A 14,050-nucleotide genomic window follows, 5' to 3' on the forward strand; every position below is an offset into this window, starting at 1 on the left:
GGCGTGCAGGGAACTTTCACCCCCAAGTCATCCCGAGGCACCACCCTCGGGAACAGCGCCAGTCAGGCGCTGCGCGCCATGCCTGGCGCACCACACGAAAACCCGCCACGTGGGACGGGTTTTCTCGGCAGTGTCGCCTGGCCGTGCCAGGCACCGGCGACACGATCAGCGCTTGATGGCGGCACCGAAACGCTTGTTGAAGCGCTCGACGCGACCGCCGGTGGTCGCCTGCTTCTGCTTGCCGGTGTAGAAGGGATGGCACTGGGAGCAGACGTCCAGGGAGAGGTCGTGACCGGCAGTGGAACCGACCTCGAAGGTGGCACCGCAGGAGCAGGTCGCGGTGACCGTCTTGTAATCCGGGTGAATAGCTTGTTTCATCTTGAGCCTCGTTGCGCTGTATGCCGCCACCTGATCCTCTGCCAGGCACCGCATACGGGTTGTCTGTAATATGCGAACCGGTTGCCGCCGCAGGCATCACTTCCCCACGGCGGCCGAGCATTCTATCAGAGCCCACACCGGAGGCCAATTGCCCGACATCCCCTGCCCACCCGCCCCCCGGGTGCTGGGCATCGCCATGCCCTCACCCCTGCGCCGCCTGTTCGACTACCGCCCCTGCCAGACGGCCCCGGCCGCAGGTTGGCAGCCCGGTCTGCGGGTACGCGTCTCCTTTGGACGGCGCCAGGTGGTGGGGGTGGTGCTGGAGTGCCGGGAGCACAGCACACTGCCGCTGGCCGACCTCAAGCCCATCGAGGCCTGCCTGGACGATGCCCCGCTACCGGCCGACTGGCTGTGGCTATGCCGCTTCACGGCGCGCTACTATCAGCACCCGCTCGGCGGCACCCTCCATCAGGCCCTGCCGACTCTTCTCCGCCAGGGTCGCCCCTTGCAGGGACGCACCCGGGAGCGCTGGCGGGTAACCTCTCAGGGCCTGGATGCCGCCCCAGAGCGTCTGGCCCGGGCACCCCGCCAGGCCGCGCTGCTGGGGATGCTGCGCCAGCACCCCCACGGCCTGGTGAGCCAGGCGGTACTGGCCCAGTCCTTCACCCGCGACCAGTTGCGCGCCCTGGCCGACAAGGGGCTCGTCGAGCGCTCCGAGGAGCCCCTCGCCGCTCCTCCCCTGACCGAGCCGGGCCGGCTGCTGGCCGAACCGGCCTTGCCCCTTAACCACGAACAGGCCGCCACCCTGGCGGCCCTGCACGAGGGGCTCGAGGCCTTCCATCCCTGCCTGCTGCACGGCGTCACCGGCAGCGGCAAGACCGAGGTCTACCTCCAGCTGATCGAGGCCGTGGTGGCGCGCGGCCGCCAGGCGCTGGTGCTGGTCCCCGAGATCGGCCTGACGCCCCAGACGCTGGCGCGCTTTCGCCGTCGCTTCCGGATGCCGGTGGTGGCGCTGCACTCGGGGCTCACCGACCACGAGCGACTGGACGCCTGGACGGCCGCGGCCAGTGGACGGGCGCCTATCGTGATCGGTACCCGCTCGGCGGTCTTCACGCCCCTGGCATGCCCGGGGGTGATCATCGTCGATGAGGAGCACGACGGCTCCTTCAAGCAGCAGGAAGGCCTGCGCTACCACGCCCGGGATCTGGCCGTGGCCCGGGCCCACCATCACCACATCCCGCTGGTACTGGGCAGCGCCACCCCGTCACTGGAGAGCCTTCAGCGCGCCTTGGCCGGCGACTATCGCCACCTGCGTCTCACCCAGCGCGCCAGCCGCCACCCCCCGGCACGGTTGGAACTCATCGACCTGCGCGGCCGCCGCCGCCAGGGCGGATTGATTCCTCCGGTACTGGAGGCCATCGGCGAGACCCTCGCCGCCGGCCATCAGGTGCTGGTCTTCATCAACCGGCGTGGCTTCGCGCCGACCCTGGCCTGCCATGCCTGCGGCTGGCTGGCCGAGTGCGACCACTGCGACGCCCGCATGACCCTGCACCGCCAGCCGCCGCTACTGGCCTGCCATCACTGCGACCGACGCCGTCCCCTCCCTGATGCTTGCCCCGAGTGCGGCAGCGCCGACCTGCGGCCTCTGGGCAGCGGCACCGAGCGCACCGAGGAGACCCTGGCCGAGCGATTCCCCGAGACACCCGTCTATCGCATCGACCGCGACAGCACCCGCCGCCGCGACGCCCTGGAGCAGCTCCTCGGCGAGGTGCGCCGGGGCGCACCCTGCCTGTTGGTCGGTACCCAGATGCTGGCTAAGGGCCATCACCTGCCCCACGTGACCCTGGTGGTGGTGGTCAACGCCGATGCCGGCCTGTACGCCAGCGATTTCCGTGCCCTGGAGCACAGCGCCCAGTTGCTTGAGCAGGTCGCCGGCCGGGCCGGGCGCGCCGCCCACCGGGGCCGGGTGCTGGTCCAGACGATGCACGCCGACGACCCCAACCTGCGTCTGCTGGCACACCAGGGCTATGATGCCCTGGCCGAGCAATTGCTGGAGGAGCGCCGGGCCGCGGCCCTGCCGCCCTTCCGCTTCCTGGCTCTGCTGCGCCTGGAGAGCCCGCGGGACGAGGCGGTGCAGGCGCTCGCTGGCGCGGCCGCCAGGGCGCTGCGCGACCACTTGGGCGAGCACCGTCTCGACGTCGATTGCCTGGGGCCGGTACCGGCCCCCATGGAGCGTCGCCAGAATCGCTACCATCTACAGGTCATGCTTACTGCCGAGAAGCGCAGCCGGCTCCACGCGGCGGTAGCCTGGCTCGCCACCTGGCTGGAAGCCGAGCCCGCGGCCCGTCGGGTGCGCTGGTCGCTGGATATCGATCCCCAGACGCTGGCCTAGCGACGAGCGACGAGCGACGAGCGACGAGCGACGAGCGACGAGCGACGAGCGACGAGCGACGAGCGACGAGCGACGAGCGACGAGCGACGAGCGATCAGTCTACGCCCGAAGCCCGAAGCCCGAAGCCCGAAGCCCGAAGCCCGAAGCCCGAAGCCGAGCAAGGCTTTAAAGCCCGAGCGCAATTGTCGATAATATGCGCCCAAATGCCCGCCGACGGGCGATTGACACCAGCCCGCGCCACAGGACACCGGAATTTTCCATGAAAGAGACCATTATCGCGCTGCTTGAGGGCGCCCTGGACGAGCTCAAGCGCCAGGAGCTCTTGCCCGCCGAGCTCGCCCCGACCATCAAGGTCGACCCTTCCCGCGACAAGGCCCACGGCGACTATGCTACCAACCTGGCCCTGATGCTCGCCAAGCCCGCCGGCAAGAAGCCCCGCGAGTTGGCCGAAGCGCTGGTCGCGGCCTTGCCGGAGAGCGATGCCGTGCAGAAGGTGGAGATCGCCGGCCCCGGCTTCATCAACTTCTTCGCCGCCACCGATGCCGCCGCCCAGGTGGTGCGCCAGGTGCTCGACGCCGGTGACGCTTACGGCCGCAGCCTGACGGGCCAGGGCCACAAGGTGCAGGTGGAGTTCGTCTCCGCCAACCCCACGGGCCCCCTGCACGTGGGCCATGGCCGCGGCGCCGCCATCGGCGACTGCCTGTGCCGCCTGCTCGAGGCCACAGGCTTCGACGTCACCCGCGAGTTCTACTACAACGATGCCGGTGCCCAGATCACCAACCTGGCGCTCTCGGTGCAGGCGCGGGTCAAGGGCATCGACCCCGGCGACGAGGGGTGGCCCACCGACGGCTACCGCGGCGGCTACATCATCGATGTGGCCAATGCCTACCTGGCGCGGGAGGCCGTCCATGCCGATGACCGCCACGTCACCGCCAAGGGCGACCCGGACGACCTCGACGCCATCCGCGACTTCGCCGTGGCCTACTTGCGCCGCGAGCAGGACTTGGACCTGCGGGCCTTCGGCGTGGAGTTCGACGTCTACTTCCTCGAGTCCTCGCTCTACCGGGACGGCAAGGTGGAAGCCACCGTCGAGCGGCTGATCGAACAGGGGCATACCTACGAGCAGGATGGCGCCCTGTGGCTGCGCACCACCGACTTCGGCGACGACAAGGACCGAGTAATGCGCAAGGGGGATGGCGACTACACCTACTTCCTGCCCGATGTCGCCTACCACCTGGACAAGTGGCAGCGCGGCTTCGAGACGGTGATCAACGAGCAGGGCGCCGACCACCACTCCACCGTCACCCGCGTCCGGGCCGGCCTGCAGGCGCTGGAGGTCGGCATCCCCGAGGGCTGGCCGGACTATGTGCTGCACCAGATGGTGATGGTCACCCGCTCGGGGGTCGAGGTGAAACTCTCCAAGCGCGCCGGCAGCTACGTCACCGTGCGCGACCTGATCGACGAGGTGGGGCGCGACGCTACCCGCTTCTTCCTGGCAGCCCGCCGCGCCGACTCCCAGCTAACCTTCGACATCGACCTGGCGCGCTCCCAGTCCAACGATAACCCGGTCTACTACGTGCAGTACGCCCACGCCCGGGTCTGCAGCATGCTGCGCCGTGCCGAGGCCGACGGCCTGCCCTTCGATCCTACCCTGGCCATGGCGAATCTGGCCCTTCTCGAGGCGGACCAGGAGAAGACCCTGATGAATCGCCTGACCCGCTACCCCGAGGTGGTGACGCATGCGGCCGCTGCCCGCGAGCCTCAGCAGATCGCCCAGTACCTGCTCGACCTCGCTGCCGAGTTTCACACCTGCTACAACGCGGTGAAGGTGATGGTCGAGGATGACGCCCTGCGCAACGCCCGCCTGGCCCTGGGCCTGGCCACCCGCCAGGTGCTGCGCAACGGCCTGGACCTGATGGGCGTGAGCGCTCCCGAGGAGATGTAATCCATGGCCAGCCGCCCACCGACGCCCCGCAAGCGCGGGGCCACCACCAGCAAGCGGCGCCCCGCCGCCCCGCCACCCCGACGCGGCCTGCCCGGCTGGCTGTGGGGTCTCGCCGGTCTCGTGGCCGGCTTCTTGATCTCTCAGCACCAGCACGGCACGGCTCCCTGGCAGGACACGCCACCGGTTTCGCCCCTGGCCACCGTGCTGCCCAAGACGCCGTCGGAGGCGCCCGAGGGCAATGACGAGACCCGCCAACCTCCGTCGATGCCGACTTTCGAATTCTATACTCTGCTGCCGGAGTCCGAGGTGATCGCGCCGAGCGGCAAGACGGCCTCCACGGCGACCCCTCCCCCGCGCCCTACGGACGAAGCCGAGACGGCCGAGGACCCCATCGCTCGGGTCATCGCCGCGAATCAGAAGACCGACGCGCCCCCCCCCGAGGCCGCCCCTGCTGCCGGCTCCGCCGGCACCGACAAGCGCTACGTCCTGCAGGCGGCCTCCTTCCGCGATGCCGGCGATGCCCGCCAACTGGCCGGGCGCCTGAAGGACTTCGGCCTGCTGGCCCGCATCAGCGAGGTCGAGGCCACTGGCGGGGCCACCTGGCATCGGGTCCAGGTCGGCCCCTACCAGGATCGCCGCGAGCTCAATCGCGCCCAGGACCTGATGGTTACCCAGGGCATCGACCCCCTGCTCATTCAGCTGCAGAACTGACGCGCCCGGGCAGGTCGACGCGACCCAGGTTGAATTCCGCACCGCCCGCCCGCACTTCTCCACTGAGCTTATTCGCGGCGCCCGGGCCTACCCTTGCGCCGAAAGTCATCGGGAGCAAGCCGCTCCCACAAGGAGTCCCCTCCATGACCACGATCGTTTCCGTGCGTCGCGGCGACCAGGTGGCCCTGGCCGGCGATGGCCAGGTCTCGCTGGGCAACACCGTGATGAAGGGCAACGCCAGCAAGGTGCGTCGCCTCTACCGCGGCGAGGTGCTGGCCGGGTTCGCCGGTGGCACCGCCGATGCCTTCACCCTCTTCGAGCGCTTCGAGGCCCAGCTCGAGAAGTACCAGGGCAACCTGGTCAAGGCCGCCGTGGAGCTGGCCAAGGACTGGCGCACCGATCGCGCCCTGCGTCGGCTGGAAGCCCTGCTTGCCGTGGCCAACAAGGACGCCTCGCTGATCATCACCGGCAACGGCGACGTGGTGGAGCCCGAACGCGGCATCATCGCCATCGGCTCCGGCGGCAACTACGCCCTGGCTGCCGCCCGCGCCCTGCTGGAGAATACCGACCTCTCCGCCCGGGAGATCACCGAGAAGTCGTTGGAGATCGCCGGCGACATCTGCGTGTTCACCAACCATCACGTCACGCTGGAAGAGCTCTGATATGACACGGATGACCCCCCGCGAGATCGTTCACGCCCTGGATCAGTACATCATCGGCCAGCAGGATGCCAAGCGTGCCGTGGCCATCGCCCTGCGTAACCGCTGGCGGCGCATGCAGCTCGATGACGAGCTGCGCCAGGAAGTCACCCCCAAGAACATCCTGATGATCGGCCCCACCGGGGTGGGCAAGACCGAGATCGCCCGCCGTCTGGCCAGGTTGGCCGGAGCCCCCTTCATCAAGGTCGAGGCCACCAAGTTCACCGAGGTGGGCTATGTCGGCCGTGACGTGGAATCGATCATCCGCGACCTCACCGAGGCCGCCATCAAGCTGGTACGCGAGCAGGCCAAGGCCGAGGTGGGCCACCGCGCCGAGGACGCCGCCGAGGACCGCATCCTCGACGCCCTGCTCCCGCCGCCCCGAGGCCAGGAGGACCAGCCCCGTGCCGAGAGCTCGACCCGCCAGGCCTTTCGCAAGAAGCTTCGCGAGGGTGACCTCGACGACAAGGAGATCGACATCGAGGTCACCCCCCAGGGCCAGGGTATCGACATCATGACCCCGCCGGGCATGGAGGAGATGACCAGCCAGCTGCAGAGCCTGTTCTCCAACATGGGCCGGCAGAAGACCGAGACGCGGCGGGTGGCGGTGAAGGACGCCTTCGCCCTGCTGCGTGACGAGGAAGCCGCCAAGCTGGTCAACGAGGATGACATCAAGAGCCGCGCCATCGAGGCGGTGGAGCAGAACGGCATCGTCTTCCTCGACGAGATCGATAAGGTGGCCAAGGGCAGCGGTCAGTCCAGCGGCGGCGAGGTCTCCCGCGAAGGCGTACAGCGTGACCTGCTGCCGCTGATCGAAGGCTCCACGGTCTCCACCAAGTACGGCATGGTGAAGACCGACCATATCCTGTTCATCGCCTCCGGCGCCTTCCACCTGTCGCGTCCGTCGGACCTGATTCCCGAACTGCAGGGCCGCCTGCCGATCCGGGTCGAGCTCGACGCCCTCTCCCCGGAGGACTTCAAGCGCATCCTCACCGAGCCCTCCGCGGCGTTGACCCGCCAGTACCAGGCGCTGCTCAGGACCGAGGGGCTTGAGATCGGCTTTACCGACGACGGCATCGAGCGCATCGCCGAGATCGCCTGGAAGGTCAACGAGGGAACCGAGAACATCGGCGCCCGCCGCCTGCACACCGTGATGGAGCGTCTGCTGGAGGAGGCCTCGTTCAAGGGGTCCGACATCGGCAGCCCCTTGACCATCGATGCCGCCTACGTCGACTCCCAGCTCGGCGAGTTGGCGATGGATGAGGATCTGTCGCGTTACATCCTATAAGCCACGCGCTACGGGCTTGGGGCTACGAGCCGCTCGAAGCTCGAAGCTCGAAGCTCGAAGCTCGAAGCTCGAAGCTCGAAGCTCGAAGCTCGAAGCTCGAAGCTCGAAGCTCGAAGCCAGGAGTCTATCCCATGTCCGCCCCGATTCCCGTGAAGGTGCACTACCACAAGCAGGCCCGCGAACTCGAGCTCATCTACGAGAACGGTGAGCGTCACCGCCTATCGGTGGAGTACCTGCGAGTCTTCTCGCCGTCGGCCGAAGTGCGCGGCCATGGCCCCGACAGCGCTACCCTGCAGGTCGGCAAGAAGCACGTGGGCCTGGCCAACATTACCCCGGCCGGCCGCTACGCGCTCAAGCTGCACTTCGACGATGGCCATGACAGCGGCCTCTACAGCTGGGACTACCTGTGGTGGCTGATCGAACATCGCGAGGCCAACTGGGCCGACTACCTGGACCGCCTCGAAGCCGCCGGCGCCTCACGGGAGCCGCTGGGCATCGAGATCAAGCAGCTGTAGCGGGCCCCGCGTCAAGACAATCGCTGCCACGGGAGGCTACAATGGCGCCCATCTCGAGGCCCACGGGCCTCCCCCCTACTTGCAGCGATTCGGGAGCCACACCGCATGAGCCCCAGCGACAAGCGCACCACCCACTTCGGGTATCAGGATGTCCCGGTCGAGGAGAAGGCCTCGCGGGTGGCCGATGTCTTCCACTCGGTCGCGGCCCGCTACGACGTCATGAACGACCTGATGTCCTTCGGCATCCACCGCCTGTGGAAGCGCCTGACCATCGAGCGGGCCGGCGTGCGCCCGGGCCACAGCGTGCTGGACATCGCCGGCGGGACCGGCGATCTGACGCTGAAGTTTTCGCGGCTGGTCGGTCCCCGCGGCCGTGTGGTGCTCGCCGACATCAATGCCTCCATGCTGCGGGTCGGGCGCGACAGGCTGCTCGACCAGGGCGTCGGGGCCAACGTCGAGTACGTGCAGGCCAACGCCGAGGCCCTGCCCTTCCCCGACAACACCTTCGACTGCATCACCATCGCCTTCGGGCTGCGCAACGTCACCGACCAGGACGCCGCCCTGCGCTCCATGGCTCGGGTGCTCAAGCCCGGCGGTCGCCTGCTGGTGCTGGAGTTCTCCAAGCCTGGCAATCCGCTGTTCTCCAAAGCCTACGACGAGTACTCCTTCCGCTTCCTGCCGCGGATTGGCCAGCTGGTGGCGGGCGACGCCGACAGCTACCGCTACCTGGCCGAGTCGATCCGCATGCACCCCGACCAGGAGACTCTCAAGGACATGATGGAAGCCGCCGGCCTGGAGCGGGTCGAGTACACCAACCTCACCGGGGGCATCGTCGCCCTGCACCGCGGCATCAAGCTGTGAGGTCGTGATGGCGTTGACACCGACCCTGCTGCTGGCCGGCCTCGAGCGTACCCTCAATGCCCTGCTGGCGCGCGACCCTGCCGCCCCCACGCGTCTGGCCCGCCTGTCGGGCCAGCGCATCCTGCTGCGCCTCGAGCACCCGCCCCTGGCCCTGGTGCTGCAGTTTCATCCCCAGGGCGTGGACCTGCGGCGCCTCGACCTCCCGGTCGAGGAGGAGGTCGAGGCCGTCGTCGAACTCGATGCCGAGACCGCCGGCGCCCTGCTCGGCGGCGAGTCCATGGAGCGTCTGATGTTCCAGGGCCGCCTGGCGGTGCGCGGTCGCGTCCACCTGCTGGAGGCGACGCGTGACCTGTTCATGGACCTGGACCTGGACTGGGAGGGCGAGCTGGCCCGGTGGCTCGGCGACATCCCCGCTCATAGCCTGGCCGAGGGGGTGCGCAGCCTCGGGCGCTGGGGGCTGCGCACCCGACAGGAGCTCTGCGCCGACGTTTCGGAATATGTCTTCGAGGAAGCCCGCCTGCTGCCCGGTCGCCATCAGCTCGAGGCGCTGCGCGACCACCTCACCGAACTGGAGATTGCCGCCGATCGTCTCGAGGCACGGCTCGCCCGGCTGAACCGTCGCCTGGCCGGCACGAGGCCGGCCTCATGATCCTGCGGCTTGCGCGCATCGTCTGGGTGATCACTCGCTACCGGCTCGACACCCTGATTCCCCTGGAGCGGCTGCCCTGGTGGCTACGCGGCCTGTTCACGCTCTCGCCGCTGCGCCTGGTGCCGATCGGTGTGCGACCCCGAGGGGAGCGACTGCGCCTGGCCCTGGAAGCGCTGGGCCCGATCTTCGTCAAGTTCGGCCAGGTGCTGTCGACCCGGCGCGACCTCTTCCCCGAGGACATCGCCGACGAACTCCGGCGCCTGCAGGATCAGGTGCCGCCCTTTCCGGGTCAGCAGGCCATGGCCCTGGTGGAAGAGGAGTTGGCCATGCCACTGGCCCAGGCCTTCGACCACTTCGCGCCCGAGCCGCTGGCCTCGGCTTCCATCGCCCAGGTACATGCAGCGCGACTCCACGACGGCGAGGAGGTGGTGGTCAAGATCATCCGTCCGGGCATCGAGCGGGTGATGCGCCAGGACATGGCGCTGATGTATCGTTTCGCCAGTGTGCTGGCACGGATTCCCGAGGCCCGCCGACTGCGGCCCGTGGAGGTGGTGCGCGACTACGAGTCGACCCTGTTCGACGAACTCGACCTGACCAAGGAGGCGGCCAACACCTCCCAGTTGAAGCGCAACTTCCGCCATTCGCCGCTGCTCTACGTGCCGGGCATCCACTGGGCGCTGACTCGCCGCCGGGTCATGGTCCAGGAGCGCATCCATGGCGTGCCGGTCGCCGATACCGTGGCGCTTCTCGCCCAGGGCACCGACCTCAAGAAGCTGGCCGAGCGCGGCGTGGAGATCTTCTTCACCCAAGTGTTCCGTGACAATTTCTTCCATGCCGATATGCACCCCGGCAATATCTTCGTGGCCCATGGCGACCCGAGGGACCCGCAGTACATCGCCATCGACTGCGGCATCGTCGGCAGCCTCACCCGCGAGGACCAGGACTACCTGGCGCGCAATCTGCTGGCCTTCTTCCACCAGGATTACTATGAAGTAGCCGCCCTGCACATCGAGTCGGGCTGGGTCGGCGAGGATACCCGGGCCAACGAGTTCGCCGCCGCGGTGCGTACCGTCTGTGAGCCGATCCTCGAGAAGCCGCTCAAGGATATTTCCTTCGGCCAGGTGCTGCTGGGGCTGTTCCAGACGGCGCGGCGCTTCAACATGGAGGTGCAGCCCCAGCTGGTGCTGCTGCAGAAGACCCTGCTCAATATCGAAGGACTGGGCCGCCAGCTCTATCCCGACCTGGACCTGTGGAGCACCGCCAAGCCCTTCCTCGAGCAATGGATGAAGGAGCGCGCCGGCACCCGGGGCTTCTGGGAGTCGCTCAAGCGCCAGGCCCCAGAGCTCTCCCGCCAGTTGCCGGAGCTCCCGGTACTCGCCCACCAGGTGCTCAGCCGAGCCGAGCACGAGCACCACCAGCGCCGACGCCAGGCCGCGGCGATGGGCGATATCCGCCGCCACTTGACCCGTCAGGGACAGCATCAGCGCCGGGGACGCCTGGGACTCGTGCTGGTGGCGGTGGCACTTGCCTGGCAACCGCTGGCCGACTGGGCCGCCGATCAGCCCTGGCCCGTGCTGGCGGCGGCGATCATCGGCGTGCTCCTGCTGGCCTGGCACTGAGCCGTTCCTCGACCTCCACCCACCGCAACGGAACCTTCACCCATGAGTGATATCCTCGAACGCCTCCATGACGTGCTCGAACAGCGCCGGGTAGCGGACCCCGAGACCTCCTATGTCGCCGCCTTGCATCACAAGGGCCTGAACAAGATACTCGAGAAGATCGGCGAGGAAGCCACCGAGACGCTGCTGGCCGCCAAGGATGCCCAGGACGGAGGCGAGGCAGAACGCCAGGCAGTGATCGCCGAAACCGCCGACCTGTGGTTTCATAGTCTTGTGATGCTTTCGCATCTGGAGCTCGACCACCGGATGGTGCTCGATGAGTTGGCCCGGCGCTTCGGTCTATCCGGGCACGACGAGAAGGCCGCAAGGCCGCAATAGCCGCACAGTATGAACTGGCCGTTCCGGCAACCGTCCGGAGCCCCAACCTGAGGAAGTCCCTATGTTAGGTGGTATCAGTATCTGGCAACTGCTGATCGTTCTCGGCATCATCATCCTGATCTTCGGCACCAAGAAGCTGCGTAATGTCGGCGGCGACCTGGGCGGCGCCGTGAAGGGGTTCAAGAAGGCCATGCACGACGAAGACAAGCAGACTGAGGAGGACACCGACAAGCCCCAGGCTCAGGTGCGCCATGACAACGAGGGCCACACCTACGACGTCAAGGCCGAGCGGAAGTCCGAGGAACAGGAAGAGCGCAAGTAAACCGCCATGTTCGACATCGGCTTTCTCGAACTGCTGATCATCGGCGTGGTGGGCCTGCTGGTGCTGGGTCCCGAGCGCTTGCCCAAGGCGGCGCGCACCCTCGGCCTGTGGATCGGCAAGATCAAGCGGACCGTCTCGGGCATGCAACGCGAAATCAGCGCCCAGCTCGAGGCGGAGGAGCTGCGTCAGAAGCTCGACGAGCAGCAGAAGAAGCTCGACGAGAGCGTCAACCGCGTCAAGCGCGATGTGGAAGGCCTCGCCGACGAGCCACCGACACGCCGCGCTACGGCATCGACCACCCGCCCCGCCGATACGAGCGACAGGGGTGCCAACGATGCCCGGCAGGCGCCGGAGGCATCCGCCGAGACCCGGCTCGAGGACGCCCTCTCCCGGGCACGGCTCGAGCCTGCCGATGACCGCCATGCCCCGACCGATGCCCCTGCTGCCGACAAGGACTCGCCCTCCCGATGAGCAACGCCGGTGAACCGCCCCAGGAACCGAAGCAGGCCCCGCTGATCGAGCACCTGATCGAGTTGCGCTCGCGGCTGATGCATGCGGTGATCGCGATCCTGGTGATCTTCCTGGGCCTCTATGCCTTCGCCAACGACATCTATGGCTTCGTCGCCGAGCCGCTGATGGCATTGCTGCCGGAAGGCTCGCAGATGATCGCTACCGAGGTGGCCTCACCCTTCCTGGCGCCCTTCAAACTGACTCTGGTGGTGGCGGTGTTCATCGCCGTGCCCTACGTCCTCCACCAGGCCTGGGCCTTCGTGGCCCCCGGCCTCTACGACAACGAGAAGGCGCTGGCCCTGCCGATCCTGGCCTCCAGTGTGGCGCTTTTCTATGCCGGGGCCGCCTTCGCTTACTACGTGGTCTTCCCGCTGCTGTTCCAGTTCTTCACCCAGACCGGGCCTGAGAACGTGGCGGTGATGACCGACATCAACCAGTACCTGAACTTCGTTCTCAAGCTGTTCTTCGCCTTCGGGGTGGCCTTCGAGATCCCCATCGCCACCTTCCTGTTGATCCTCTCCGGCGCCACCACGGTGGAGAGCCTGTCACGCAAGCGTCCCTACATCATTCTCGGCTGCTTCGTGGTCGGCATGCTGCTGACCCCGCCGGACGTGGTCTCCCAGAGCCTGTTGGCGGTCCCCATGTACCTGCTCTACGAGGTGGGACTGCTGTTCGGCCGCCTGGTGCGGCGTAAGCGGGAGCGCGAGGAAGACGGCGAATAGCGCCCAGCGCCCAGCGCCCAGCGCCCAGCGCCCAGCGCCCAGCGCCCAGCGCCCAGCGGGATGATGCCATCGACAAGTCTGGGATTAACAAGAGCCCCCGTCGGATTCGATCCAACAGGGGCTCGTTTTCACCTCGATACCTGCCGCCCGTCGCCAAGCGACTGGGCGCTCGGCGCTTGTAGCTCGACGCTTACAGACCCATCAGTTCATCGATGCGATCGACCAGCTTGAAGATGCCGGCGGCGGCCTCGCTGAGGCGAGTCGCCAGCATGTAGGCGGGCGTGGTGACCACGCGGTTCTCGAAGTCCACCACGATATCGTCGACGGCGCAGCGGCGATGCAGCCCGCCCATGGCACTGATCGCCCCAGACATTCCCGGGTCATTGCCGATGGTCACAGCGATCCCCGGCCCGAGCAGGCGCGGCACCAGCACCGGGGCGACGCACATCAGGCCGATCGGCTTGCGCGTCTCATGGAACCCGGCCAGGGCCTCGACGAGGGCGTCGAGCACCACCATGTCGGCGCCCGCCTCGGCGAAATTCGACAGGTTCTTGGCCGCGCCAAACCCGCCCGGCAGGATCACCGCATCGAAGTCCTCCGCCACGAGTTCGGCGAGCGGTGTGATCACACCGCGAGCCAGGCGCGCGGACTCGGTGAGGACATTGCGCCGTTCGCCCTCGGCCACCTCGTCGTGCCGATGATCGACCACATCATGCTGGTCGATGTCCGGCGCGAAGCAGCGATAGCCGATGCCCAGTTGGTCCAGGCGCAGCAGCGTCAGCGTGGCCTCGTAAATCTCGGTACCGTCCTGGACCCCGCACCCCGAGAGAATGACCGCGACCTGTTTGCTCATCTCGTTCTCCTTGGAAGCCTTGCTCCTGCCCACCGGCAGGGCCGCAAATCGTGAGCCCTTCACTTTAGAGAGTCCCCCCGGGCGCGACAAGGCGCGGCTTTCGACCCGACGCTGCACTGATATACTCGTCACGATGTCATCGTATCGTCATCCAGCGCCGTCACACTCCTTACCTGGCGGCCCTGGTGACCCAGTCGGAGAGAGATCTT

Annotated in this window: 15 protein-coding genes; 13 read left to right on the forward strand and 2 right to left on the reverse strand. The window is 67.7% G+C overall.

The features are described 5' to 3' along the window. Positions 1-165: 165 nt before the first annotated feature. Positions 166-378 (reverse strand): 50S ribosomal protein L31, encoded by a 213-nt coding sequence (gene rpmE, locus FHR94_RS11610; RefSeq protein ID WP_183325893.1) that lies wholly within the window; start codon positions 376-378, stop codon positions 166-168. Positions 379-574: 196 nt separating this feature from the next. On the opposite strand from rpmE, the gene FHR94_RS11615 reads away from it, so the two are divergent. From FHR94_RS11615 to tatC, 13 genes are all read left to right on the forward strand, one after another. Further along, a complete protein-coding gene (locus tag FHR94_RS11615) occupies positions 575-2,770 on the forward strand; it encodes a primosomal protein N' (protein WP_246389939.1) in 2,196 nt (731 codons plus the stop codon). Between the two features lie 259 nt (positions 2,771-3,029). Next, a complete protein-coding gene (gene argS / locus FHR94_RS11620; protein WP_183325895.1) occupies positions 3,030-4,715 on the forward strand; it encodes an arginine--tRNA ligase in 1,686 nt (561 codons plus the stop codon). Between the two features lie 3 nt (positions 4,716-4,718). Further along, positions 4,719-5,426 (forward strand): SPOR domain-containing protein, encoded by a 708-nt coding sequence (locus tag FHR94_RS11625; protein WP_183325896.1) that lies wholly within the window; start codon positions 4,719-4,721, stop codon positions 5,424-5,426. Positions 5,427-5,569: 143 nt separating this feature from the next. Then, entirely contained in the window at positions 5,570-6,088 is a 519-nt protein-coding gene (hslV, locus tag FHR94_RS11630; RefSeq protein ID WP_183325897.1) for an ATP-dependent protease subunit HslV, read from the forward strand. A 1-nt stretch (position 6,089) separates the two neighbouring features. Further along, entirely contained in the window at positions 6,090-7,412 is a 1,323-nt protein-coding gene (hslU, locus tag FHR94_RS11635) for an ATP-dependent protease ATPase subunit HslU (RefSeq protein WP_183325898.1), read from the forward strand. Between the two features lie 131 nt (positions 7,413-7,543). Next, positions 7,544-7,927 carry a gamma-butyrobetaine hydroxylase family protein gene (locus tag FHR94_RS11640; RefSeq protein WP_183325899.1) on the forward strand — a complete coding sequence of 128 codons (384 nt, stop codon included), beginning with the start codon at positions 7,544-7,546 and terminating at the stop codon, positions 7,925-7,927. 105 nt (positions 7,928-8,032) lie between these two features. Next, the gene (ubiE, locus tag FHR94_RS11645) at positions 8,033-8,788 is read left to right on the forward strand and encodes a bifunctional demethylmenaquinone methyltransferase/2-methoxy-6-polyprenyl-1,4-benzoquinol methylase UbiE (RefSeq protein WP_183325900.1); all 756 of its coding nucleotides are present in this window, start codon (positions 8,033-8,035) and stop codon (positions 8,786-8,788) included. 7 nt (positions 8,789-8,795) lie between these two features. Then, on the forward strand, positions 8,796-9,437 hold the full coding sequence (locus FHR94_RS11650; protein ID WP_183325901.1) for a ubiquinone biosynthesis accessory factor UbiJ: 642 nt from the start codon (positions 8,796-8,798) through the stop codon (positions 9,435-9,437). Continuing rightward, positions 9,434-11,056: a ubiquinone biosynthesis regulatory protein kinase UbiB gene (gene ubiB, locus FHR94_RS11655; RefSeq protein ID WP_183325902.1), complete on the forward strand. Its 1,623-nt coding sequence runs from the start codon at positions 9,434-9,436 to the stop codon at positions 11,054-11,056. Before FHR94_RS11650 ends, ubiB begins: the two co-directional genes overlap by 4 nt. Before the next feature lie 42 nt (positions 11,057-11,098). Continuing rightward, positions 11,099-11,434, forward strand: coding sequence for a phosphoribosyl-ATP diphosphatase (locus FHR94_RS11660; protein WP_183325903.1), 336 nt, complete (start codon positions 11,099-11,101; stop codon positions 11,432-11,434). A 61-nt stretch (positions 11,435-11,495) separates the two neighbouring features. Then, the gene (tatA, locus tag FHR94_RS11665; protein ID WP_183325904.1) at positions 11,496-11,756 is read left to right on the forward strand and encodes a Sec-independent protein translocase subunit TatA; all 261 of its coding nucleotides are present in this window, start codon (positions 11,496-11,498) and stop codon (positions 11,754-11,756) included. Positions 11,757-11,762: 6 nt separating this feature from the next. Beyond that, entirely contained in the window at positions 11,763-12,227 is a 465-nt protein-coding gene (gene tatB / locus FHR94_RS11670) for a Sec-independent protein translocase protein TatB (RefSeq protein ID WP_183325905.1), read from the forward strand. Further along, positions 12,224-12,988: a twin-arginine translocase subunit TatC gene (gene tatC / locus FHR94_RS11675; protein ID WP_183325906.1), complete on the forward strand. Its 765-nt coding sequence runs from the start codon at positions 12,224-12,226 to the stop codon at positions 12,986-12,988. The genes tatB and tatC overlap by 4 nt, the downstream gene beginning before the upstream one ends. A gap of 190 nt (positions 12,989-13,178) precedes the next feature. Here tatC and elbB read toward each other — a convergent pair whose 3' ends face one another. Continuing rightward, on the reverse strand, positions 13,179-13,841 hold the full coding sequence (gene elbB, locus FHR94_RS11680; RefSeq protein WP_183325907.1) for an isoprenoid biosynthesis glyoxalase ElbB: 663 nt from the start codon (positions 13,839-13,841) through the stop codon (positions 13,179-13,181). Positions 13,842-14,050 lie beyond the last annotated feature (209 nt).

The organism is Halomonas cerina (assembly GCF_014192215.1).
GTDB lineage: Bacteria > Pseudomonadota > Gammaproteobacteria > Pseudomonadales > Halomonadaceae > Halomonas > Halomonas cerina.